Below are 24,445 nucleotides of genomic sequence, written 5' to 3'. Positions count from 1 at the left end.
CTTATTCCAGCCACAGCAGCGAATCGCCGGGATTGACGGCGCGGCCTGCCTGACAGTCGACGCGTTTCACCCGACCCGCCGTCGGGGCGACAATTGCCAGCTCCATTTTCATCGCTTCAACAATCACCAGCGTTTGACCGGCGCTGACGTCGTCACCGGGCTGCACCAGGACTTTCCAGATGTTGCCGTTCATATCCGCCTGTACGGACAGGGCACTGTCGTCCTCCACGGCGGCATCCGGTGCAGTATCAGAAGGGGACGCGACCTCCTGTTCCTCCTGCGACCACAGCGTGACCTCCTGGTCGAAAGCCGCAGCCTGGCGTTGGCGGAAATCCGCGATATCTTCAGCGTTATCTGTCAGAAACTGCTGGTGGGCGGCAAAATCAAATTCGGTTTCTTCGATACGAAGCGTGGCGCGACCTTCGCGGAAATCGTCACGCAGCTGCGTTAACGCCTCTTCCGTCACCGGATAGAAGCGCACCTGATCGAAGAAGCGCAGCAGCCACGGCTCACCGGCGCTGAACTGCGGGTTTTTCAGGAAGGTGTTCCAGATGGGTAAGGTGCGACCGACCAGTTGGTAGCCGCCGGGCGAGTCCATGCCATAAATGCACATATACATACCGCCGATGCCGACGGTGCCTTCTGCCGTAAAGGTACGGGCTGGGCTGTACTTGGAACTCAGCAGGCGATGGCGCGGATCGACAGGCACGGCGCAGGGCGCGCCGAGATACACATCGCCCAGACCCAGAATCAGGTAACTGGCGTCAAAAAGCGTTTTACGCACCTGTTCGCGGTGGGGTAATCCATTGATACGTTGAATAAAATCGACGTTGTTTGGCAGCCAGGGCGCACTGGCCCGCACGGTTTCTTTATAGCGCTCAACGGCCCCGAGCGTGGCGCTGTCTTCAAATGCCATCGGCAGCCAGACGATGCGTGACGGGACTTTCAGTTGGCTCACATCCCCAAGGAGGGCTTCACGTTCCAGTAACCCGGCCATCAACTGCGACTGGCTCAAGACCAGGCTGTCATAGCGAATTTGTAGCGAGCGCACGCCGGGAGAGAGCTCTTCAATACCGGCAACGGGCCGGTCACGTAGCGCTTCCATTAACAAATGCACGCGCAGGCGCAACGCCAGATCGAGGACGTTATCGCCATATTCAATCAGGATGTACTTATCGCCAGCCTGGCGATAGACCGCCTGTGGAGAGGTCTCCGTGGCCGCAACGGCGGCAAGCAGCGTGCCGGAACCAAAGCGGTTTTCGGCCAGTGAGGGCACGGGAAAGGCTGGCGCAGGCTGGGGGCGCAGTGTGGCAATTGCCTGCCTCTGGGCGTTTTCCAGCGCGGTGGCTTCTTCAACGCTGATGGGGTGAAAACGAATACTGTCGCCGGGTTTGACCTGACCCACTTTCCACAGCTCGGCTTTCGCTATCGTCACCGGGCAGACAAAACCGCCAAGGCTTGGGCCGTCATGGGTCAGAATCACCGGAAAGTCGCCGGTAAAGTTGATCGCGCCAATGGCGTACTCACAGTCATGCACGTTAGACGGATGCAGGCCCGCCTCACCACCGTTGGCGCGTGCCCAACTGGGTTTTGGCCCGACCAGGCGTACGCCAAGACGGTTGGAGTTGTAGTGAACCTGCCAGTCGCTGGCAAAGAAGTCATCGATGGCCGCCTGAGTAAAGAAGTCAGGTGCGCCGTGCGGTCCGTACAGCACGCCAATGCGCCATTCGTTGGTATAATCCGGTATCAGCGCCGGGCTGAGTGCCTGAGGTGCGCTGACTGGCGCTGGCGTGGTACAGGCCGCCAGCAATGGCTGGGAAACCGGTAGCATATCGGCGACCCGCAGCGTCCGCCCCGCGTGCCCGCCAAACTGCCCGAGCGAGAAAGTGGCGCGGCTGCCAAGGTATTCCGGCACATCAAAACCGTTACGAATGGCCAGATAACAGCGACAGCCGCGCTGAGCGCGTCCCAGCGTGAGCGTTTGTCCTGCCCTGACCGTAACAGGCTGCCAGTTAGCGACGGGTTCACCGTCCAGCGTGGCGGCACAGTCAGCGCCGGTCAGGGCAATCGTCGCCGCGCAATGGAAACGCAGCGTCGGGCCTTGTAAGGTAAATTCCAGCCCGGCAGCGGCCTCGTGATTGCCGACGATGCGGTTGGCCAGGCGAAAAGCATAGTCATCCATCGGGCCTGACGGCGGCACACCGATATCCCAGTAGCCAAGGCGACCTGGTACATCCTGCACGGAGCTGAAGGTGCCGGGCTGCAGGACTTCCACCACGGCTGCCGACGGTGTGAAATTATCCAGAAAACGTGTCCAGACCTTGCCAGTGCGAAACGCGTCGGTGGCGACAATCTGTCGCAGGTAGTCAAGATTGGTGGCGATGCCGTGCAACTGGGTGGCATCCAGTGCGGCTTGCAGTTTGGTCAGCGCGGCGTCACGGGTTTCGGCGTGTACGATCAGTTTGGCAATCATCGGATCGTAGTAGCTTGAAACCTCGCTACCGGTGGCGATCCCGCTATCGACGCGCACATCGTCGGGAAAGCTGACGTGGGTTAACACGCCAGGGCTGGGCTGAAAGTTTTTGAGCGGATCTTCGGCGTATAACCGAACTTCAATCGAGGCACCCTGAGGTGCCTGCTGCAGGCGTGGCCAGTCGATCGCGTCATCGGCCGCGACGCGCAACATGCACTCCACCAGGTCAAGACCGGTGACGCATTCGGTGACCGGATGCTCAACCTGCAGGCGAGTGTTCACTTCCAGGAAATAGAAGGCGTCCTGTTGTGCATCGTAAATGTACTCGACGGTTCCCGCGCTGCGGTAATTGACCACCTCGCCCAGCCGCACCGCTGAGGCCAGCAGTGCATCACGGGTTGCGGCGGGTAAACAGGGCGCGGGCGTTTCTTCTACCACTTTTTGGTTGCGGCGTTGCAGTGAGCAGTCGCGCTCACCCAGGGCGACCACGGTACCCTTGCCATCGCCGAAGATCTGCACTTCAACGTGACGGGCATGATCGATGCAGCGTTCAAGAAATACGCCTGCGTCGCTGAAAAACTGTTCGCCAAGCCGACGGACGCTTTCCCAGGCCTGACGCAGCGCATCGGCGTCGGCACAGCGTGTCAGCCCAATCCCACCGCCACCGGCAGTGCTTTTTAACATCACCGGATAACCGATGTTGTCTGCGGCGGCCAGGGCGTCATCCAGTGAGTCGAGCAGCGCCGTACCCGGCGTCATGGGCACTCCGGCGCGCGCTGCCAGCTCACGCGCGCGATGTTTTAGGCCAAACTCACCAATTTGCTGCGCGGTCGGTCCAACAAACACGATACCGGCCTGCTCACAGGCGGCCGCAAACGGCAGACTTTCAGAGAGAAAGCCGTAACCCGGCCAGACAGCCTGCGCCCCGCTTTCCTGCGCGGCGGCCAGAATCTTATCAATGCGCAGATAGCTGTCGCTGGCTTTGTCACCGCCCAGACCGATGGCGATATCGGCATCTTTAACATGTTGCGCGTTGCGGTCGGCATCGGAAAAGACCGCGACGCTTGTGATGCCCAGACGTTTCAGGGTACGGATAGCGCGGCAGGCAATTTCGCCACGGTTGGCAATCAGGACGGTGCTGAACATGATTTATTGACTCTCCAGAGAGGCGAGCCAGTGACGCCAGCCGCCGAATTCGGTGATCTCCAGCGCGTGTGTGAGCGCGGAACCTTCACAAATAAAGCCTTTCACTACGCGACCATCGGCGAGCGTCAGGCTGCCAATGCCTAATGGCGCTGGGATCTCGGCCACGAACTCGCCAAAGCGCGCCAGTGGGATATCCCACAACTCGACGGTGATGGCTGCGCCTTGTTCCGCTCGCATCAGACCGGGTTTTTTGATGGGGCCATCCAACAGGGCAAACAGGCGATACTGCGTGGCGGTCTGCGTCTCTTCTACCCAGACTGCCTGGCGTTGCGTGAGCTGAAAGTTAAGTGGCATGCCGGTCAGGTGCGCGCCCACCACCGCAATGCGAACGTGGTCGCTGGAAAGGGGAAGTGGTGCAGGCGCAGCAGGTTGGGCTCTGCCGGTCGCCCCCAGCGGCAGGGCGATAGCCTGCTGCCAGCGCAGGCCAAACTGCGCCAGGGCGCGGTCGTGCCAGGCGGGCGCAATCAGGGTAATACCTGCCGGCAGGTCATCGTTTCTGAAAGGGGCGGGCAGTGACAGCGCCGCGAGATCGGCCAGATTAGTGAAGTTGGTGTACGTTCCAAAATGTGAGTTATAAAGCACCGGCTCTTGCTGCATCTCCTCCAGGGTGTAAATCGTGGGGGAGGTGGGCACGACGAGCGCATCAAACTGCGCCAGAACCTGCTGGATATGGCGGGTCAAATCGGCGCGCAGGTATTCGGCCTGATAAGCGTCGACCGCGCTGTATTTCAGGCCATTGGAGACAATGCCGTGCACCACCGGGTCCATCTTCTCGGGCTGGGCAAGCATCTCACCCACGGCGGCGGTACGCTCGGCCACCCAGGGGCCGTGGTAAAGCTGTTCAGCGAGTCGGCTGAAAGGCGTAAAATCAATGGGATGCAGCGTTGCGCCGCTCTCCTGTAGTGCGGCCAGCGCCGCATCCCATGCCGCTTCGGCAGCCGCATCATCAAAAAACGGCGGTGAAGCAGGAATGGCGAAATCAGGATGGGTTTTCATGCCGGCGGGGGCCGTGCGTGGGCTAACGCGGGAGTAAGCGTCCTGCGCATCGTATCCACCCGCCAGGCTGGCCACGGTAAAGGCTTCTTCTACCCTCAGTGCAAACACCGAGATCGTGTCATTCAGGCGACAGGCAGGGACGACGCCGCGAGCGGACAGCCAGCCTTTGGTTGGCTTTAGGCCGACAATGTTGTTGAATCCTGCCGGTACCCGGCCTGAACCCGCGGTATCGGTACCCAGTGAGAACGCCACCAGGCCCCGTGCCAGGACCGAGGCAGAGCCGGAACTCGAACCGCCACTGACAAAATCCGGGTCAAAGGTATTACATACCGCGCCGTAGGGTGAACGTGTGCCGACCAGGCCGGTAGCAAACTGGTCGAGGTTAGTTTTTCCCATCACCACCGCGCCCGCCGCTTTGAGTCGCGCCACCACAAATGCATCATCAACAGCGGTATAGCTGAAAGCAGGGCAGGCGGCGGTTGTCGGCCAGCCAGCCACGTCAATGTTGTCTTTCACTGCAAAGGGCACACCAAACAGTGGGAGCGAGTCCGGGTCCTGCTGGTAGCGCGCCAGGAGCGGCTCAGTTTGCGCCATTAACTGGGACGGCGTGGCAAGGTAGATCCAGGCATTATCTTCCGGGTCCAGCTCAGAAAGATGGGCCGCCAGCAGCGTGTGGATCTGCTCAGGGTGCTGCTGAGCGCGTTGCTGCCACTCTTTTAGGGTTAAGCCAAATGTCGAAGCCATGCAGTGAATTCCAACAGGTATACAAGATGGGATTCAACAAAGCAAAGCCTGTGCCAGAATTTTAATTATATGAATCAATAAGATAATTCAGCCATCCATAAGTATATGTGATGATAAAATGCACAGTTGTCGCGCAGGCATTGTGACATCGCGGTGCGTTGAACGTCTGCTAAGGTAAATTTTGTGAAGAACATGGCAAGAGTGGCTTCCCCTGGTTAGCATGAATAACGTCTGGCACGTAGCCAGCGCCCAGCAACAGAGGAGATTTACGTGGAGAAGTGGCGTAACTGGATGATAGGGATCTGCCTGGTCAGCACGGCAGGCAGCGCATGGGCTGATTCGCTTGATCAACAACGGCAACGATATCAACAGATTAAGCAGGCGTGGGACAGTAATCAAATGGCGACAGTCGAACAGCTGTTACCGACGCTGCAGGATTATCCGCTTTACCCGTATTTAGAATATCGTCTGCTGGCACAGGATCTCGATCAGGAAACCAGCCTGGCGGTACAGAATTTCATTCAAAAGTATCCCACGTTACCGCCCGCCCGCTCGCTGAAAACGCGTTTTGTTAACGTACTGGCACATCGTCAGGACTGGCAAGGCGTGCTCAACTTCAGCCCCGATGAACCCACGCCGGTTCAGGCGCGCTGTAACTGGTACTATGCCAAATGGTCAACCGGTCAGCAGCAGGTCGCCTTTGACGGTGCAAAAGCGATTTGGCTGCGTGGTACGGCCCTGCCGAATGACTGTGACAAGTTATTTTCTGTCTGGCAGGCCAGCGGTCAGCTTTCTCCCATCACCATTCTTGAACGTATCCGTCTGGCGATGAAAGCGGGCAATGACAGCCTGGTCAGCTACCTGGCGAAAACGCTGCCCGCCGATTATAAGACGATGTCGGATGCGTTGCTGGCACTGCAGAAAGATCCCCAATCCGTTACAACCTTTGCCAACAGCGTCGGTGCGACCGATTTCACACGGCAGGCCACGATTTTTGCGTTCACCCGCGTCGCGCGTGCCGATATGGAAAATGCCCGTAGCATGATCCCGCAACTGGTGCGGGCGCAAAAAATGGGCCCCGAAGATGAGCAGGCGCTGAAAGAAATTGTGGTCTGGCGCATGATGGGGAGCGATCTGACGTCCGAGCAGGCGCGCTGGCGCGATGCGGTGGTGATGGACAGTGAGTCTACCGCGTTAATAGAGCGGCGGGTGCGCCTGGCGCTCACTGAAAACGATCGCCGTGGTCTGAACACCTGGATTGCTCGTCTGCCGGTTGAGGCAAAAGAGAAAGATGAGTGGCAATACTGGCAGGCCGATCTGCTTTATTCAAAAGATCGCAAAGAAGAAGCGGATGAAATACTGCATAAGCTGATGAAGTCACGCGGTTTTTATCCCATGGTCGCCGCGCAACGTTTGGGCGTGGAATATCCACTCCAGGTGGATGCCGCTCCAAAACCGGACAGTGCAACAATCCAGGGGCCGGAGTTGGCACGTGTGCGTGAGCTGATGTACTGGGGGATGGACAACCTGGCACGCAGCGAATGGGCTAACCTGATTGGCAGCAAAACCCATGTGCAGCAGCAGATGCTGGCGCGTTATGCCAGCGAACAGGACTGGTGGGATCTGAGCGTACAGGCGACGATTACCGCGAAAATGTGGGACAGCCTGAAAGAACGTTTCCCGCTGGCATGGCAGGATCTGTATAAGCAGAACACCCAGGGGAAAACCATTCCGCAAAGTTATGCGATGGCCATTTCCCGTCAGGAAAGTGCGTGGAACCCCAAAGCGCGTTCACCGGTGGGGGCCAGTGGGCTGATGCAGATTATGCCCGCGACAGCGACGCACACCGTGAAGATGTTCAACATACCCGGCTATGTCAATCCGTCTCAGCTGTTCGATCCGCAAACCAATATCCAGATCGGGACGCAGTATCTGGAGTATGTTTACCAGCAGTTTGATAAGAACCGGATTTTCTCGTCCGCGGCATACAACGCCGGGCCGGGCCGGGTACGGACGTGGCAGGGCAGTACCGCAGGGAATCTGAGCGCGGTCGCCTTTATCGAAACCATTCCGTTTTCCGAAACCCGAGGTTACGTGAAGAACGTGCTGGCTTATGATGCCTACTACCGGTATTTCATGGGCCAGCCTGACAAGATCCTGTCAGATGCTGAGTGGAATCGCCGCTACTAGCTGTGTTAAGCTTCCGTACTCTTTAGCGAGTACGGAAGCCTTTCATGAATCAACCCTCTGTGCCATCCAACACTGAACCGGCTGCGGACGCTGACTGGCTGCGTTTTGTTGACCTGATGCAACAGGCTTTTGCGGACCATCACGCGCTGCCGCTGTTGCAACTGATGATGACGCCTGATGAGCGAGAGGCTTTTGGTACACGCTTGCGTATCATTGAATCCTTGCTGAATGGCGATATCAGCCAGCGTGAGTTGAAAAATGAACTGGGCGTGGGAATTGCCACGATAACCCGTGGTTCAAACAGCCTGAAAGAAGCCCCTCCAGAGCTGAAGCGCTGGCTGGAAGCGCAACTTCATCGCCGCTGATTATTGCTGATAGAACGGATGCGTGAGCGGGCAGAGCGCCAGAATCAAGGCCTGGTGGTAGACGCTGGTGCGGCTAAGCAGGCCATTGGTCAAGGTACCGATCGCGCCACCTTTGTGTTTAATGTTTTCGACCCCGGTCAGACGTGCCATCTCTTCGCCCAGTTCGCGACCTTCACGTAATCCGGCCATCACAACCGGCGGCAGGGTAAAACTGGCCGAACGCGACTCGCCACGCTGTTTCTGGTTTTCCACCACCATCCAGGCAAAGGCAGACTCTTCTTCAATACCGGCTTCAATCGCCACCCAGAAGTCGGCTTCCGGGCGAACCTGACGGGCATTCATGACACGCTGACGTGCGCCAGTTCGCGTTTCGTGATTGGTTAATGGCTGTGCGGCAACGCCGCTCTCGACCTCGACCCCTTCAATATGGCAGGATCCCTCGCCGAAAACGTCGTTGAATGCCTGAGCAATTGCACGAATCTTTGCTGGATTAATGGTAGCTGCGACAACATGGTACATAATCAATTGAACCCTCAGGTAATAAAGGCGATTTTGGTCGCAGTATAACGGAAACTAAGCATGCTACAGGTCTATCTTGTTCGTCACGGTGAAACGGTATGGAATGCAGAGCGTCGCATTCAAGGGCACTCCGACAGTCCGCTGACGGAAAAAGGTGAGCAACAAGCCCGTCAGGTCGGTGAACGTATCAAAAACGCAGGTATCACACATATCATTTCCAGCGATTTAGGGCGCACCCGGCGCACCGCTGAAATCATTGCTGATGCCTGTGGATGTGACATTACCTTCGACCCGCGTTTGCGGGAGCTGAATATGGGCGTACTGGAAAAGCGTCTGCTTGACGAACTGAGCGCGGAAGAAGAGCGCTGGCGCGCTTCGCTGGTTAACGGAACCGAGGGTGGCCGTATTCCTCAGGGCGAGTCAATGACGGAGCTGGCGCAACGTATGCAGGCTGCTCTGGATGCCTGTCTTGCGCTGCCAGCAGGTAGCCGTCCATTATTGGTCAGCCACGGTATGGCGCTGGGGGTTCTGGTCAGCACGATTCTGGGGCTGCCGGCTTATGCCGAGCGTCGTCTTCGCCTGCGCAACTGTTCGATCTCACGCGTCGATCATCAGCAGAGCGCGTGGCTGGCGCAGGGTTGGGTCGTGGAGACCGCGGGTGATATCACCCACCTCGACGCGCCTGCGATGGACGAGCTTCAGCGTTAATCGGTTATGCCGTCATGATGACGGCATAACCGCAAGCGTTTAACGGCGAATCGGAATCAGATATTCACAGTGAATCTCTGTTGGCGGCTCGCTGCGCTTTTTGCCGCCATGGGTAATAAAGCGTTCAATATCCTGCCCCATACGGCGCGTCAGGCCCAGCGTTGGCATACAGGTTCCGTACAGCAACAGAATAAATTCCTGCAGTTCCACGCGCGGGCCATTGTAGTTGAACTGAACGTAATCCCCCGCTTCAAGAATCACCTTCTGCCCTGAATACATCGTGGTTGCGCTGTCGGCAGGAACGGCCGTGGTGTACAGAATCTCCTGCTCATCATCCTTTTCATGACTGGCACGGACCTGGTGCAACCCATAAAGCACGGGCGGAACCGTATCCGTTTCCAGCAGAAACTGTTTCCAGAAATGAACACGCATCTCATCACGGTAGCTGGAGATTTGTTCCAGGGTACAGGTATAACTCTGTGTCTGTCCCACCAGCACGGTTTCCGGAAGCGTCACGAACTGCGGTTCCGGCTGCTGTTCATTCCCTAACCGAATCGGCGGGCGGATACCAAAGGAGTTCCATTCTGACGAACGGCGATACCATGCAGGTGTTTGATTAAACTGCTTTTTAAAGGCTCGCGTAAAGGTTTGTTGTGAATCAAAACGATACTGCAGAGCAATATCGAGAATCGGGCGGCTGGTCAGGCGAAGTGCTACCGCTGCTTTGGAAAGACGTCGTGCCCGGATGTAAGCGCCAATGGCGTGTCCGGTAACGTCTTTAAACATCCGTTGTAGATGCCATTTAGAATAACCCGCTTTAATGGAAACATTATCCAGTGAAAGTGGTTGATCCAAATGGCTCTCCAGCCAGGCAAGCAAATCGCGAATGATACCGGCTTGGTCCATAAAACATCCTCATACTCTGGTGGCGCAGCTAAATGAAGTCGACGAATAATAGCACTTATTGCTTAAAAGACATGTTCGGTTTTGACAGGGATTGTTGTGCTATCTACGCGGGAATTTCTACCCTTTTTACGTTGGTGATTGCATCAATTAACAGTACATTACATGCTCATCTATTACATTTGCAATGGTAACTCAATGACAACACTTCGTCTTGTAATCCTCACCTTCGCAGGTTTACTGTTTTCCGGTCCGCTGCTGGCTGAAGAGATTGGCTCCGTCAACACCGTGTTTAAGATATTTGGACCTGATCATAAAATTGTGGTGGAGGCGTTTGACGATCCTGACGTAAAAAATGTCACTTGCTACATTAGCCGGGCTAAAACAGGCGGCATTAAGGGCGGGCTGGGATTAGCGGAGGATACATCTGACGCGGCCATTTCGTGCCAGCAAATTGGGCCGATTGAACTGAGTGAAAAAATTGCCAAAGGTAAAGCAGAAGGGGACGTGGTGTTCCGCCAGCGGACGTCGCTGATCTTTAAGAAACTGCAGGTTGTGCGTTTCTTTGACAGCAAGCGTAACGCATTAGTCTATCTGGCGTACTCAGACAAAGTGGTGGATGGCTCACCCAAAAATGCGTTGAGCGCCGTACCGATTATGCCGTGGCATTAAGGCCAGGACATAAAAAACGCCCGTGAGGGCGTTTAAAAAACGACAGATTAATCCTGCAGGTCGCCGCAGAAACGATAGCCTTCACCATGAATGGTGGCGATGATTTCCGGGGTATCTGGCGTGGATTCAAAATGTTTGCGGATACGACGGATCGTCACGTCAACGGTACGATCGTGTGGCTTGAGGTCGCGTCCGGTCATCTTCTTCAGCAAATCAGCACGTGTCTGAATCTTGCCCGGATTTTCGCAGAAGTGCAGCATCGCACGGAACTCACTGCGCGGCAGTTTGTACTGCTCACCGTTGGGATTGATCAGCGATCGGCTGTTGATGTCCAGCTCCCAGCCGTTGAACTTGTAGCTTTCAACCTGGCGGCGCTCTTCATTAGGCAAAGGCAAATTCATGGTGCGCAACAGCAGGTTACGGGCACGAATAGTTAATTCACGTGGGTTGAACGGTTTGGTGATGTAGTCATCTGCACCAATTTCCAGCCCAAGGATCTTATCGACTTCATTATCGCGTCCGGTCAGGAACATCAATGCCACATTAGCTTGCTCACGCAGTTCACGCGCCAGTAACAGGCCATTTTTGCCTGGCAGGTTGATGTCCATGATAACCAGATTGACATCATTGTCGGTCAACACCTGATGCATTTCTGCACCGTCGGTGGCTTCATATACGACATAACCTTCCGCCTCAAAAATACTTTTGAGGGTATTACGCGTGACCAGTTCGTCTTCAACGATGAGAATGTGCGGGGTCTGCATGTTTAGCTACCTAATTTTGCCAACTAAATTGAAAACAGGGCGTACAGCGGTTAGGTGCTCTCCAGTGCGGAGAACGGCAAGCTTTGCTGAACCGTTGTACGAAAGTAAATTTTGATAAGCTTTTATCAAGGTCAACAACAGTGTTAGCTCAGCCAGCCGGGATAAAGATTCCATGCCCTGCGGAATAAATAATTTGAAACATATACTAACTGTATTAACAGCAACCTAACAGCAATAACAACAACTGGTAAGCATAAAAACAACGCTTCGTTGACTTATATCAAATGCAATTGTAGCACGTTAACATTTCTGTGAAAAACATCTCAAAAAATAGCGTGCTGGCTGACATAAAGCATCATCTTTGTGCCGGTGAGACGGGGTTGTCACAAAATATGATGTTAGGAACTTACTATTACAGTGGACTGAAATGAAAGGCTTTTATTTGGACTATTCTGATAATGTGCACTTTATGATAAAAACACACTCTCCGGCCTTTTTTAACGTGTTTTAACATGTATTTCAGGGTCTTAACCTGACTGCCTATATCCCTTAATAATAAGGGGCCATGTTACACTACTGGCGTACACATTAACTGATGGAACAATCATGCTTTTTCCTCTTATCCTCGTTTCACCTGCCCGGGCCGAAAATATCGGTGCGGCTGCCCGCGCCATGAAAACCATGGGATTCAGCGAATTGCGGATTGTTGCCAGCGATGCATGGCAGGACCCGGCAGCACGGCGCGTGGCACATGGTGCGGGAGACATTCTGGATAGGGTAAAAACCTTTGAGACACTGACCGACGCGCTGGCGGATATCGATTTTTCCGTCGCCACCACTGCGCGAAGCCGGGCCCGGTTCCGCTATTATGCGACGCCACAACAGGTTGAGGCCCAGTTGCTTGAGAAACGGCAGTGGGTGAACAGCATGGCGTTGGTGTTTGGCCGTGAAGACAGCGGCCTGACCAACGAAGAGCTTGAACAGGTCGACCTGCTCACCGGTATTCCGATGGCAAATGACTATCCCTCACTGAACCTGGGGCAGGCGGTCATGGTTTACTGCTACCAGCTGTCGGCGCTCAACCAGGTGGCCGCGCCGGTGGCACCGTCTGCCGATGCACAACAGCTCCATGCGCTGCGCCAGCGGTTTGAACAGCTACTGTTGCAGTTAGAGGTCAGTGACGACAGCAAAATGTCAGACTGGATTAACCAGCGCATTGGCCTGCTGGAGCAGCGCGACAGTGCCATGCTGCATCGTTTACTGCATGACGTGGAAAAAAAGCTGGCAGATAAATCCTCGGGTTAAACCTGACTATCTAGTGACAGATGTTAATGAAGCGCGGTATGCCAAACGATTCGCCAGGTTTTTTTTGTTTAACAGGATGCTAAACATTGTGGTTTATATTTGCGCAAAGGATAAAACCGTTGACTTGATGTGCGCTTTGCTTTACTTCTTGACGCAGACGGACAATCAATGACAGACAGAAAAAAATAAATCTGAATGCGTAATCACAGCCTGAACACCACAATTATTACCACCACCATTACCATTACCATCGGTAAAGGGGCGGGCTGACGCATCCAGGAAAAACAGAAAAGAAGCCCGCACCTCACGAGTGCGGGTTTTTTTTTGACTCAAAATCAGGAGAGTTGACATCATGCGAGTGCTGAAATTCGGTGGGACCTCGGTTGCGAATGCAGAACGTTTTCTGCGCGTGGCCGATATTCTGGAAAGTAATGCGCAACAAGGACAGGTTGCCACCGTGCTTTCTGCGCCTGCTAAGATCACCAACCATCTGGTCGCGATGATTGAAAAAACCATCAGCGGCCAGGATGCGCTGCCGAATATCAGTGACGCTACGCGCATCTTTGCTGAACTGTTGCAGGGCCTGGCCGAGGCTCAACCCGGTTTTGACTATGACGGACTCAAAAGCCGCGTGGACAGCGAGTTTGCCCAACTCAAGCAGGTGCTGCACGGTATCAGCCTGTTGGGACAGTGCCCGGACAGCGTCAATGCCGCCATTATTTGTCGTGGTGAGAAGCTCTCTATCGCCATTATGGAAAAGCTGCTTGAGGCGCGAGGCTATGGCGTCAGCGTTATCGATCCGGTCGAGAAACTCTTAGCCATTGGCCACTATCTTGAGTCGACTGTCGATATCACCGAATCAACCCGCCGCATTGAAGCCAGTAAAATTCCCGCAGAAAATATGATCCTGATGGCCGGTTTTACCGCCGGGAACGAGCGGGGTGAGCTGGTCGTGCTGGGACGTAACGGTTCTGACTACTCGGCGGCGGTGCTGGCTGCCTGCCTGCGCGCCGATTGCTGTGAGATCTGGACCGATGTGGACGGGGTTTATACTTGCGATCCGCGCCAGGTGCCGGATGCTCGCCTGCTTAAATCCATGTCTTATCAGGAAGCCATGGAGCTGTCCTATTTCGGGGCTAAAGTCCTGCATCCACGCACTATCGCGCCTATTGCACAGTTTCAAATCCCTTGCCTGATCAAAAACACCGCTAACCCGCAAGCCCCCGGCACGCTGATTAGCGGTCATGGCGAACAGGACGACTTCCCGGTTAAGGGCATCACTAACCTGAATAATATGGCGATGTTTAACGTCTCCGGCCCGGGAATGAAAGGCATGGTCGGCATGGCGGCCCGCGTGTTCGCCACCATGTCGCGCACCGGCATTTCGGTGGTGTTAATCACGCAGTCGTCCTCTGAATACAGCATCAGCTTCTGCGTACCGCAGAGCGAGCAGGCGCGTGCGCGCCGCGTGCTGGAAGAGGAGTTCTACCTTGAGTTGAAAGATGGCTTACTGGATGCGCTGGACGTTATCGAAAATCTGGCGGTTATCTCGGTCGTGGGTGACGGGATGCGCACCCTGCGCGGAATTTCAGCGAAGTTCTTCTCTGCGCTGGCGCGCGCCAACATTAATATTATCGCCATTGCTCAGGGCTCGTCTGAACGCTCCATTTCGGTCGTGGTCAATAATGATGACGTCACCACGGGCGTGCGCGTCGTGCACCAGATGCTGTTTGCCACCGACCAGGTGATTGAAGTCTTTGTAGTAGGGGTCGGCGGTGTCGGCGGTGCATTGCTGGATCAGTTGCATCGTCAACAGGCGTGGCTCAAGCAAAAGCATATTGATCTGCGTGTTTGCGGCATCGCCAATTCCCGCGCGCTGTTAACCAACGTCCACGGTATCGATCTCAGCAACTGGAAAGGCGAAATGGCACAGGCCAAAGAGCCGTTTAATCTGGGGCGCTTAATCCGCCTGGTCAAAGAGTACCATCTACTGAATCCGGTGATTGTGGACTGTACATCGAGTCAGGCGGTTGCTGACCAGTACGCGGACTTTCTGGCCGAAGGTTTTCACGTGGTCACGCCAAATAAAAAGGCCAATACTTCGTCGTGGGAATACTATCAGAAGATGCGTGTTGCCGCGGCCGGCTCGCGTCGTAAGTTCCTGTATGACACGAACGTCGGCGCGGGATTACCGGTGATCGAGAACCTGCAGAACCTGCTGAATGCAGGCGATGAGTTGATTAAGTTCTCCGGTATTCTGTCAGGTTCACTGTCTTATATTTTTGGTAAGCTGGACGAAGGTGTATCGTTGTCAGAAGCGACGCGCATGGCACGTGAGATGGGCTTTACTGAGCCCGATCCACGTGACGATCTTTCTGGTACGGATGTTGCGCGTAAGCTACTGATTCTGGCACGTGAAGCAGGCCATTCGCTGGAGATGAGCGATGTTGATATCGAACCGCTACTGCCCGCGCACCTGAACGCGATTGCCGATGTTGAACAGTTTATGCAGCAGTTACCCGACGCCGATGCGGCGATTGCAGCCAGAGTGGAACAGGCGCGTGCTGAAGGGAAAGTGTTACGTCTGGTTGGCGTGATCGAAGAGGGCGGAGCCTGCAAAGTGAAGATCGATGCGGTTGACGGTAACGATCCGCTTTTCAAAGTCAAAAATGGCGAAAACGCGCTGGCTTTTTACAGCCGCTATTATCAGCCGATTCCGTTAGTATTACGCGGATACGGTGCAGGAAATGATGTGACAGCCGCAGGCGTTTTCGCCGATCTGCTGCGCACACTGTCATGGAAGTTGGGAGTGTAATGATGGTAAAAATTTATGCGCCAGCCTCAATCGGTAACGTCAGCGTGGGGTTTGACGTGTTGGGCGCGACGGTATCGCCAGCCGATGGTTCGTTGCTGGGGGATTGCGTGTCCGTTGAGGCCGCTGACAGCTTTAGCCTGATCAATTCGGGCCGGTTTGTCAGTAAACTGCCCAGCGACCCCAAAGAGAATATCGTTTATCAGTGCTGGCAGCGCTTCTGTGAAGCGATTGGCAAAACGGTGCCGGTGGCGATGACGCTGGAAAAAAATATGCCGATTGGCTCAGGCCTTGGCTCCAGCGCCTGCTCTGTAGTGGCAGGACTGATGGCGATGAATGAGTTTTGCGGTAAACCCCTGGATGATACCCGGCTTCTGAACCTGATGGGCGAACTGGAAGGGCGCGTCTCCGGTGGCGTCCATTACGATAATGTTGCGCCCTGTTTCCTTGGCGGCATTCAGCTGATTTTGCAAGAAAACGGTATTATCAGTCAGCCAGTACCGGGATTTGACGACTGGCTGTGGGTGATGGCCTATCCGGGCATTAAAGTCTCGACCGCTGAAGCGCGGGCGATTTTACCGGCGCAGTATGCTAAACAGGACTGCATCAAACACGGTCGTCTGCTGGCAGGTTTTGTTCACGCCTGTCATACGCGCCAACCTGCGCTGGCCGCTAAACTGATGCAGGATGTCATTGCTGAGCCTTATCGTACTCAGCTGTTACCGGGCTTTGCCCAGGCTCGTCAGGCCGCTCTGGACATTGGGGCGCTGGCCTGCGGGATTTCGGGCTCAGGCCCCACGCTATTCGCCATTTGCAACCAAATGGAAACGGCACAGCAGGTGGCCGACTGGCTGAGCCAGCACTATCTGCAGAACGATGAAGGCTTCGTCCATATCTGCCGTCTTGATACGGCTGGCGCACGTAAACTGGGATAACGCATGAAACTCTACAATCTTAAGGATCACAACGAGCAGGTCAGCTTCGCCCAGGCGGTGAAACAGGGTTTGGGTTCACAGCAAGGGCTGTTTTTTCCGCTCGAACTGCCGGAATTTGAACTGACCGACATCGATGCCATGCTGGAAATGGATTTTGTTACGCGCAGTAGTAAAATCCTGTCGGCCTATATTGGTGATGAAATCCCGGCGCAGCATCTGACCGAACGTCTTAAAACCGCCTTTACCTTCCCGGCCCCGCTGAAAGAAGTGAGCGACGATATCGCCTGTCTTGAGCTGTTTCACGGTCCGACGCTGGCGTTCAAAGACTTTGGCGGTCGTTTTATGGCTCAAATGCTGGCCTACGTCAGCGGTTCAGATGAGCAGATCACCATTCTGACAGCGACCTCCGGGGATACCGGTGCCGCCGTGGCCCACGCGTTTTACGGTATGGAAAACGTGCGTGTCGTTATTCTCTATCCGCAGGGAAAAATTAGCCCGTTACAGGAAAAATTGTTCTGTACCCTTGGCGGCAACATTGAAACCATCGCCATTGAGGGGGATTTTGATGCCTGTCAGTCGCTGGTTAAGCAGGCGTTTGACGATCAGGAACTAAAGAAGGCCATCGGCCTGAACTCCGCCAACTCAATTAATATCAGCCGCCTGCTGGCGCAGATTTGTTACTACTTCGAAGCGGTTGCCCAACTGCCGCAGGAGAAACGTAATCAACTGGTCGTGTCAGTGCCAAGCGGAAACTTTGGTGATTTAACGGCCGGTCTGCTGGCGAAGTCACTGGGCTTGCCAATTAAGCGTTTTATCGCCGCGACCAATGCCAACGACACCGTGCCACGTTTCCTTGGCAACGGCGAATGGCAGCCTAACGCTACCGTCGCGACGCTGTCGAATGCGATGGACGTCAGCCAGCCAAACAACTGGCCGCGTGTGGAAGAGTTGTTCCGTCGCAAAACCTGGCGTTTGGGCGATCTGGCTTACGGCGCGGTAACGGACGATGTGACGCGCGAAGCCATGCGCGAACTGGCTAAACTGGGTTACGTATCTGAGCCACATGCGGCAATTGCCTGGCGTTTGTTACGTGATCAACTGCAGGACGGGGAGTTTGGTTTATTCCTTGGCACGGCGCATCCGGCTAAGTTTCTGGAGAGCGTGGAAAGCATTCTGGATCAGAAACTGGCCTTGCCTGCAGAACTGGCTGAGCGTGCGGATTTGCCCTTGCTGTCGCACAAGATGAACGCGGATTTTGCTCAACTGCGGGCATTTTTGCTTAAGTAGTGTTCAGGTCATCACGCAGAGGGGGCACTCACCCCCTCTGCGTCTTGAAAGACCGATACGTCGGCAGTTTTACTGTTCGGCGCGTTTGAACACCAGTTCGTTCTCACGGCTTTCATCAGCGGCAAACGCATAGCCATCAACGTCAAACCGCGTTAACTGTTCTGGCTTCGTCAGGCGGTGCTGAATGATATAGCGACTCATCAATCCCCGGGCCTTTTTCGCGTAGAAACTGATCACTTTGAACTTGCCGTTTTTCTCGTCCAGAAAGACCGGTTTAATCAGGCGCGCGTGTAGCTTCTTCGGCTTAATCGCTTTGAAGTATTCATCGGAAGCCAGATTAATCAACACGTCATCCCTCTGGCTTGCCAGCGCGTCGTTAAGTTTTTCCGTTAACAGATCGCCCCAGAAACTGTAGAGATCCTGACCTGCCGGGTTAGCCAGTTTGATGCCCATCTCCAGCCGATAAGGCTGCATTAAATCCAGCGGACGCAGCAGGCCATACAGGCCAGACAGCATGCGCAGATGATCCTGAGCAAAGTCGAAGTCTTTTTCACTAAAGGTTTCGGCCTGCAAACCGGTATAGACGTCGCCTTTAAACGCCAGAATGGCCTGACGGGCATTCTCCAGGCTGAAATCGGGCTGCCAGCTGTTAAAACGCTCAGCATTTAAATGCGCCAGCTTGTCGCTAATACTCATCAATGACGCGACCTGCGCAGGCGACAGCTTGCGCGCAATTTTAATCAGCTGTTGTGACTTTTCTAACAGCGCAGGCTGGGTAAAGCGCTGTGTCGCCAGGGGGCTTTCATAATCCAGCGTCTTGGCGGGAGAGATCACCATCAACATCGTCGCGTCCTCAATGAGTCCCTTTTTTTAAGGGGTTAGCCTGTAATTGTCGCCCGCAGTGTAGCAAAAAAGCCGCAAGGATCGGCAAATCACTCCTATTTGTTCGCGCTATCGTAAACGGCATTCCCTGACCTTGCACCACCGTTACCGCGTGATATTATCCCAACAGCCTTTTATCACCCTGACAGTTAACTAAGAGAAAAAACATGACGGACAAACTGACCTCCCTGCGTCAACTGACCACCGTAGTGGCCGACACCGGTGATATCGCAGCGATGAAGCTGTATCAGCCCCAGGACGCGACCACCAACCCTTCTCTGATTCTCAACGCTGCTCAAATCCCTGAATACCGCAAACTGATTGATGAAGCGATCGCCTGGGCGCGCCAGCAGAGCAGCGACAAAGAACAGCAGCTGCAGCTGGTATCCGACAAGCTGGCCGTTAACATTGGTCTGGAAATCCTTAAGCTGGTGCCGGGCCGTGTTTCCACCGAAGTGGATGCTCGCCTTTCTTATGACACCGACGCCAGCATCGCGAAAGCACGCAGCCTGATCAAATTGTATAACGACGCCGGTATCAGCAACGATCGTATCCTGATAAAGCTGGCGTCAACCTGGCAGGGCATTCGCGCGGCAGAACAGCTGGAAAAAGAAGGCATCAACTGTAACCTGACTCTGCTGTTCTCTTTCGCTCAGGCGCGTGCCTGTGCTGAAGCGGGCGTGTATCTGATTTCACCCTTTGTGGGCCGTATCCTCGACTGGTATAAAGCGAACACGGACAAGAAAGAGTTCGCGCCACACGAAGATCCAGGCGTGGTTTCCGTGTCTGAAATCTATGACTACTACAAGCAGCATGGTTATGAAACCGTGGTGATGGGCGCAAGCTTCCGTAACGTCGGCGAAATCATTGAACTGGCTGGCTGTGACCGTTTGACTATTTCTCCTGCGCTGCTGAAAGAGCTGGCGGAAAGTGAAGGGACCCTGGAGCGTAAGCTGAGCTATAGCGGCGAAGTCAAAGCGCGTCCGGCCAGGATGACCGAATCTGAGTTCCTGTGGCAGCACAACCAGGACCCAATGGCCGTCAGCAAGCTGGCCGAAGGCATTCGTAATTTTGCCATCGACCAGGGCAAACTCGAGAAGATGCTGGCAGAAATGCTGTAATCTTTTCTACCGTGGCGGCACTGTCGCCACGGTTTTCCCTTTCCGCCACCGTTTGTTATTCTTCTTAGTACGTCCTTTCTCATCCACCGCCCTGCGGTAAATCACAGCGAATATCATCATGAACACATTACGTATCGGATTGATCTCGGTTTCCGATCGCGCCGCGAACGGGATTTATCAGGATCAGGGGATTCCTGCCCTGGAAGCCTGGCTCAACAGCGCGATCGGCACCCCTTTTGAAGTGGAAACGCGCCTGGTCCCTGATGAACAGCCCATGATCGAACAGGCGATTTGTGAACTGGTCGATGAACGCTTTTGCCATCTGGTCTTGACCACCGGCGGGACCGGCCCGGCGCGACGTGATGTCACGCCCGATGCCACGCTCGCCGTGGCCGATCGTGAGATGCCGGGTTTTGGTGAGCAGATGCGGCAAATCAGCCTGCAGTTTGTGCCTACCGCCATTCTGTCGCGTCAGGTGGGGGTGATCCGTAAGCAGTCACTTATTCTTAATCTGCCAGGCCAGCCGAAGTCGATCAAGGAAACCCTGGAAGGGCTTAAAGACGCGCAGGGTAAGGTGAAGGTGCCGGGTATCTTTGCCGCCGTACCTTATTGTTTACAGTTGCTCGAAGGTCCCTATGTTGAAACGAACGCCGATGTAGTAGCAGCTTTTCGCCCCAAAAGCGCGATACGTGAGATAAATAACTAAATATTCTGCTTTTCAGGAATAAGCTACAGGCTCGCTGGTGTGGTGATCAATTGACGGTATAGTAAGCGCAGCTTTACAACTGCTTTCACTTTCTATGGACGCTTATGACCACACTTGAGACACCGCGCCTGAAACCCCAGGATTATAAAACGCTGGCCCTCGCGGCGCTGGGTGGCGCGCTGGAATTTTACGACTTCATCATCTTCGTTTTTTTTGCCGCCGTGATTGGCGAAATCTTCTTCCCCAGCGACATTCCTGAATGGCTCCGCCAGCTACAGACGTTTGCCATTTTCGCTGCGGGTTATCTGGCACGTCCGCTGGGCGGGATTGTCATGGCTCACTTTGGCGACAAAGTCGGGCGCAAAAAAATGTTTAGCCTGAGCATTTTGTTAATGGCGCTGCCAACGCTTGCCATGGGCGCGCTGCCGGGTTGGGACACGATTGGCCTGGCTGCACCTTTGTTGATGTTGCTGATGCGCATGTTGCAGGGCGCGGCCATTGGCGGCGAAGTCCCTGGAGCATGGGTTTTTGTGGCGGAGCATGTGCCTTACAAACGGATTGGCATCGCCTGCGGTACACTGACCGCCGGACTCACTATCGGCATCCTGTTGGGCTCGGTGGTGGCGACCTTAATGAATACTTCTATGACCCAGCAGGCCATTCATGATGGTGGCTGGCGCATTCCGTTCTTCCTGGGCGGATTGTTTGGCCTCGGCGCAATGTATTTACGCCGCTGGCTGCATGAAACCCCGGTTTTTGTCGAAATGCAGCAGCGTAAAACCCTGGCACAGGAGCTACCGCTGAAAACCGTGGTGATGAAGCATCAAAAATCGGTGGTGATTTCGATTCTGCTGACCTGGATGCTGTCGGCCTGCATCGTGGTGGTGATTTTAATGGCGCCGGTCTGGCTGCAGAAACAGCATGGTATGGCCCCCGCGCTCACCTTAAAGGCGAACAGCATGGCGATTATCATGTTGTGTGTGGGCTGCATCGTTGCCGGGCTGCTGGTGGACCGTTTCGGGGCCAGCCGGACGCTAAGCATCGGAAGCCTGCTGCTGGCGCTGTGTAGCTGGATGTTCTATTCCCTGGCTCCCCAGTATCCCGACTATCTGTTTCCGCTGTATGGGCTGGTGGGTTTTAGCGTTGGCGTGGTCGGGATTGTGCCCTTTATCATGGTTCGCGCGTTCCCCGCTGAGGTCCGTTTCACCGGATTATCCTTCTCTTACAACCTTTCTTATGCGGTATTTGGCGGCCTGACGCCGATTTGCGTGACGCTGCTGACAGCGGTCTCCCCTATGGCGCCTGGCTGGTATGTCATGGCGCTTGCGCTGGTGGGATTGCTGACCGGTCTCTGGCTCAGACAAGATATCAGTCATGAGCCGGACCTGTACGACGGGATAAAACAGGCATAAATCACACGCGGAGCCTGGCTTCGCGTGTTGCTTTGAGCGGGCGGCGTGCGCGCCAGTCGGCAGAAGGGTACACTTGCGTCCTGTGTACTGTTGCGTGGCAAACAACAGCCCATGCCACATCCTGTTAACTCTCAGGGGCAGGGTAGCCATTGTTGTTGTCAGCGTTACTCAGCGCAATTCTCCTCGTTAATCGGGTGGTCGGCTTAACGCAGAATGAGCGCGGCGAGCCGCATAATCTTCAGCGTAATCATCACCGTCTTTGATCCTGGTCTGACAGGTACTGAAAATTTTTTTTCATTTAACCCTTGATGCGCTTCTAAGCGACCCCATTTACTTGTCATCGAGCGTTGTGAACGTTGTAAAAAAAAGCATGTGAGGATGGGTTGAATGTAAGCAACCCGCCCACATAAAAGGTTCACAACCCAAACTGGCAACGAATTTAAGTGGGAGATGTTTAGATGGGTAAGATTATTGGTATTGACCTGGGTACAACCAACTCTTGTGTTGCGGTCATGGACGGCACGAAAGCGCGTGTGCTTGAAAACGCGGAAGGCGATCGCACCACGCCTTCGATCATCGCTTACACCCAGGACGGGGAAACTCTGGTCGGACAACCGGCTAAACGTCAGGCTGTCACCAACCCGCAGAATACCCTGTTTGCGATCAAGCGCCTGATTGGCCGTCGCTTCCAGGACGAAGAAGTACAGCGTGATATCAAAATCATGCCATACAAAATTGTGGGTGCCGATAACGGCGACGCATGGCTGGAAGTCAAAGGCCAGAAAATGGCACCACCGCAGATTTCTGCGGAAGTCCTGAAAAAGATGAAGAAAACGGCTGAAGATTTTCTGGGTGAGCCCGTTACTGAAGCGGTTATCACTGTTCCAGCCTACTTTAACGATGCGCAGCGTCAGGCGACCAAAGACGCCGGCCGTATCGCAGGTCTGGAAGTAAAACGTATCATCAACGAACCTACCGCCGCGGCGCTGGCCTACGGTCTGGATAAAGGCCAGGGCAACCGCACTATCGCGGTGTATGACCTGGGTGGTGGTACGTTTGATATCTCTATCATCGAAATCGATGAAGTTGATGGCGAAAAAACCTTTGAAGTACTGGCGACCAACGGTGATACCCACCTGGGTGGTGAAGACTTCGACAGCCGTCTGATTAACTACCTGGTTGCGGAATTCAAGAAAGATCAGGGCATTGACCTGCACAACGATCCGCTGGCGATGCAGCGTCTGAAAGAAGCCGCAGAGAAGGCCAAGATCGAGCTGTCTTCTGCGCAGCAGACTGACGTTAACCTGCCGTACATCACGGCGGATGCAACCGGTCCTAAGCACCTGAACATTAAAGTAACGCGTTCGAAACTGGAATCACTGGTTGAAGATCTGGTTGCCCGCTCTATCGAGCCGCTGAAAGTCGCTCTGCAGGATGCCGGTCTGTCCGTTTCTGACATCAACGACGTCATCCTGGTGGGTGGTCAGACGCGTATGCCACTGGTTCAGGCAAAAGTAACGGAATTCTTTGGTAAAGAACCACGTAAAGACGTTAACCCGGACGAAGCGGTTGCCGTGGGTGCTGCGGTACAGGGCGGTGTGTTAGGTGGTGATGTTAAAGACGTTCTGCTGCTGGACGTAACCCCGCTGTCGCTGGGTATCGAAACCATGGGCGGCGTGATGACCTCGCTGATCAGCAAGAACACCACCATCCCGACCAAGCACAGCCAGGTGTTCTCAACGGCAGAAGACAACCAGTCTGCGGTAACGATTCACGTGCTGCAGGGTGAGCGTAAGCGTGCCAATGACAACAAGTCACTGGGCCAGTTTAACCTGGACGGCATCCAGCCTGCGCCACGCGGCATGCCGCAGGTTGAAGTAACCTTTGACATCGATGCGGACGGTATCCTGCACGTATCGGCGAAGGACAAAAACAGCGGTAAAGAGCAGAAGATCACCATTAAAGCCTCTTCAGGTCTGAATGAAGATGAAATTGCGAAAATGGTACGTGATGCGGAAGCTAACGCTGAATCTGACCGTAAGTTCGAAGAGCTGGTGCAGACCCGTAACCAGGGCGACCAGATTGCTCACAGCACACGTAAGCAACTGGACGAAGTGGGCGATAAACTGTCAGCCGACGACAAAGCGCCTATCGAAGCTGCACTGAGTGCGCTGGAAACTGCGCTGAAAGGCGAAGATAAAGCAGAAATCGACGCGAAAATGCAGGCGCTGATGGAAGTCTCCAGCAAACTGATGGAAGCAGCACAGCAGTCTCAGGCGGGTGCAGCGGAAGCCGGCGAAGCGTCAGCGAAAAAAGATGACGACGTTGTCGATGCTGAATTCGAAGAAGTGAAAGACAATAAGAAATAATTGCCCCTGACCGGGCGCGACGGTTGCCCTGACAGCCGTTGAAACCAGCACGGGCGTAGGAGTTTTCTCCACGCCC

General features: G+C 54.7%; 19 protein-coding genes and 1 other annotated feature. Of the genes, 13 read left to right on the top strand and 6 right to left on the bottom strand.

What is annotated here, in order from left to right:
* Nucleotide 1: 1 nt before the first annotated feature.
* Together uca and atzF are read right to left on the bottom strand one after the other, a co-directional pair.
* Nucleotides 2–3,619, bottom strand: coding sequence for an urea carboxylase (gene uca, locus NR177_RS13755; RefSeq protein ID WP_256853076.1), 3,618 nt, complete (start codon nucleotides 3,617–3,619; stop codon nucleotides 2–4).
* 3 nt (nucleotides 3,620–3,622) lie between these two features.
* On the bottom strand, nucleotides 3,623–5,419 hold the full coding sequence (atzF, locus tag NR177_RS13750) for an allophanate hydrolase (protein WP_256853075.1): 1,797 nt from the start codon (nucleotides 5,417–5,419) through the stop codon (nucleotides 3,623–3,625).
* A 270-nt stretch (nucleotides 5,420–5,689) separates the two neighbouring features.
* Between atzF and sltY the strand changes: the two genes are divergently transcribed.
* Complete coding sequence (gene sltY, locus NR177_RS13745) at nucleotides 5,690–7,609, top strand: murein transglycosylase (RefSeq protein WP_096010949.1); 1,920 nt, start codon at nucleotides 5,690–5,692, stop codon at nucleotides 7,607–7,609.
* A 44-nt stretch (nucleotides 7,610–7,653) separates the two neighbouring features.
* Complete coding sequence (gene trpR, locus NR177_RS13740; protein WP_063878342.1) at nucleotides 7,654–7,974, top strand: trp operon repressor; 321 nt, start codon at nucleotides 7,654–7,656, stop codon at nucleotides 7,972–7,974.
* Here the strand turns inward: trpR and yjjX are convergent, their stop codons facing one another.
* Nucleotides 7,975–8,493 carry an inosine/xanthosine triphosphatase gene (yjjX, locus tag NR177_RS13735; RefSeq protein WP_096010951.1) on the bottom strand — a complete coding sequence of 173 codons (519 nt, stop codon included), beginning with the start codon at nucleotides 8,491–8,493 and terminating at the stop codon, nucleotides 7,975–7,977.
* A 60-nt stretch (nucleotides 8,494–8,553) separates the two neighbouring features.
* Between yjjX and gpmB the strand changes: the two genes are divergently transcribed.
* On the top strand, nucleotides 8,554–9,201 hold the full coding sequence (gene gpmB, locus NR177_RS13730) for a 2,3-diphosphoglycerate-dependent phosphoglycerate mutase GpmB (protein ID WP_063878344.1): 648 nt from the start codon (nucleotides 8,554–8,556) through the stop codon (nucleotides 9,199–9,201).
* A 39-nt stretch (nucleotides 9,202–9,240) separates the two neighbouring features.
* Here the strand turns inward: gpmB and robA are convergent, their stop codons facing one another.
* Nucleotides 9,241–10,107 carry an MDR efflux pump AcrAB transcriptional activator RobA gene (gene robA, locus NR177_RS13725; RefSeq protein WP_256853074.1) on the bottom strand — a complete coding sequence of 289 codons (867 nt, stop codon included), beginning with the start codon at nucleotides 10,105–10,107 and terminating at the stop codon, nucleotides 9,241–9,243.
* Between the two features lie 195 nt (nucleotides 10,108–10,302).
* Here robA and creA point away from each other — a divergent pair, with 195 nt between their 5' ends.
* Entirely contained in the window at nucleotides 10,303–10,776 is a 474-nt protein-coding gene (gene creA / locus NR177_RS13720) for a protein CreA (protein ID WP_063878346.1), read from the top strand.
* 47 nt (nucleotides 10,777–10,823) lie between these two features.
* Here the strand turns inward: creA and arcA are convergent, their stop codons facing one another.
* Complete coding sequence (arcA, locus tag NR177_RS13715) at nucleotides 10,824–11,540, bottom strand: two-component system response regulator ArcA (RefSeq protein WP_013024548.1); 717 nt, start codon at nucleotides 11,538–11,540, stop codon at nucleotides 10,824–10,826.
* Nucleotides 11,541–12,146: 606 nt separating this feature from the next.
* Between arcA and NR177_RS13710 the strand changes: the two genes are divergently transcribed.
* The 5 genes from NR177_RS13710 (at nucleotide 12,147) to thrC (ending at nucleotide 17,879) form a co-directional block, all read left to right on the top strand.
* Nucleotides 12,147–12,845 carry a tRNA/rRNA methyltransferase gene (locus tag NR177_RS13710; RefSeq protein WP_096010952.1) on the top strand — a complete coding sequence of 233 codons (699 nt, stop codon included), beginning with the start codon at nucleotides 12,147–12,149 and terminating at the stop codon, nucleotides 12,843–12,845.
* A 195-nt stretch (nucleotides 12,846–13,040) separates the two neighbouring features.
* Entirely contained in the window at nucleotides 13,041–13,115 is a 75-nt protein-coding gene (gene thrL / locus NR177_RS24025) for a thr operon leader peptide (RefSeq protein ID WP_109707012.1), read from the top strand.
* Nucleotides 13,048–13,172, top strand: a sequence feature (Thr leader region). Its footprint overlaps the gene before it by 68 nt.
* 25 nt (nucleotides 13,173–13,197) lie before the next feature.
* Nucleotides 13,198–15,660 carry a bifunctional aspartate kinase/homoserine dehydrogenase I gene (gene thrA, locus NR177_RS13700; RefSeq protein ID WP_256853072.1) on the top strand — a complete coding sequence of 821 codons (2,463 nt, stop codon included), beginning with the start codon at nucleotides 13,198–13,200 and terminating at the stop codon, nucleotides 15,658–15,660.
* 2 nt (nucleotides 15,661–15,662) lie between these two features.
* Nucleotides 15,663–16,592 carry a homoserine kinase gene (gene thrB, locus NR177_RS13695; RefSeq protein WP_256853092.1) on the top strand — a complete coding sequence of 310 codons (930 nt, stop codon included), beginning with the start codon at nucleotides 15,663–15,665 and terminating at the stop codon, nucleotides 16,590–16,592.
* Nucleotides 16,593–16,595: 3 nt separating this feature from the next.
* Nucleotides 16,596–17,879 (top strand): threonine synthase, encoded by a 1,284-nt coding sequence (gene thrC / locus NR177_RS13690; RefSeq protein ID WP_063878350.1) that lies wholly within the window; start codon nucleotides 16,596–16,598, stop codon nucleotides 17,877–17,879.
* 69 nt (nucleotides 17,880–17,948) lie between these two features.
* Here thrC and yaaA read toward each other — a convergent pair whose 3' ends face one another.
* On the bottom strand, nucleotides 17,949–18,722 hold the full coding sequence (yaaA, locus tag NR177_RS13685) for a peroxide stress protein YaaA (RefSeq protein WP_256853071.1): 774 nt from the start codon (nucleotides 18,720–18,722) through the stop codon (nucleotides 17,949–17,951).
* A gap of 206 nt (nucleotides 18,723–18,928) precedes the next feature.
* On the opposite strand from yaaA, the gene tal reads away from it, so the two are divergent.
* The 4 genes from tal (at nucleotide 18,929) to dnaK (ending at nucleotide 24,369) form a co-directional block, all read left to right on the top strand.
* Nucleotides 18,929–19,882, top strand: a complete 954-nt coding sequence (gene tal / locus NR177_RS13680) for a transaldolase (RefSeq protein WP_256853070.1) — start codon at nucleotides 18,929–18,931, stop codon at nucleotides 19,880–19,882.
* 118 nt (nucleotides 19,883–20,000) lie between these two features.
* On the top strand, nucleotides 20,001–20,588 hold the full coding sequence (mog, locus tag NR177_RS13675) for a molybdopterin adenylyltransferase (protein ID WP_063878353.1): 588 nt from the start codon (nucleotides 20,001–20,003) through the stop codon (nucleotides 20,586–20,588).
* Nucleotides 20,589–20,692: 104 nt separating this feature from the next.
* Complete coding sequence (locus tag NR177_RS13670) at nucleotides 20,693–22,000, top strand: MFS transporter (protein ID WP_172898098.1); 1,308 nt, start codon at nucleotides 20,693–20,695, stop codon at nucleotides 21,998–22,000.
* A gap of 458 nt (nucleotides 22,001–22,458) precedes the next feature.
* Nucleotides 22,459–24,369: a molecular chaperone DnaK gene (gene dnaK / locus NR177_RS13665; protein WP_063878355.1), complete on the top strand. Its 1,911-nt coding sequence runs from the start codon at nucleotides 22,459–22,461 to the stop codon at nucleotides 24,367–24,369.
* The last annotated feature ends 76 nt before the right edge of the window (nucleotides 24,370–24,445 follow it).

The sequence above is a fragment of the Pantoea sp. Fr+CA_20 genome (genome assembly GCF_024520835.1).
Lineage (GTDB): Bacteria > Pseudomonadota > Gammaproteobacteria > Enterobacterales > Enterobacteriaceae > Pantoea > Pantoea allii.
The sequence above is the reverse complement of the archived record's forward strand: the minus strand, read 5'-3'. Positions and strand labels throughout refer to the sequence as shown.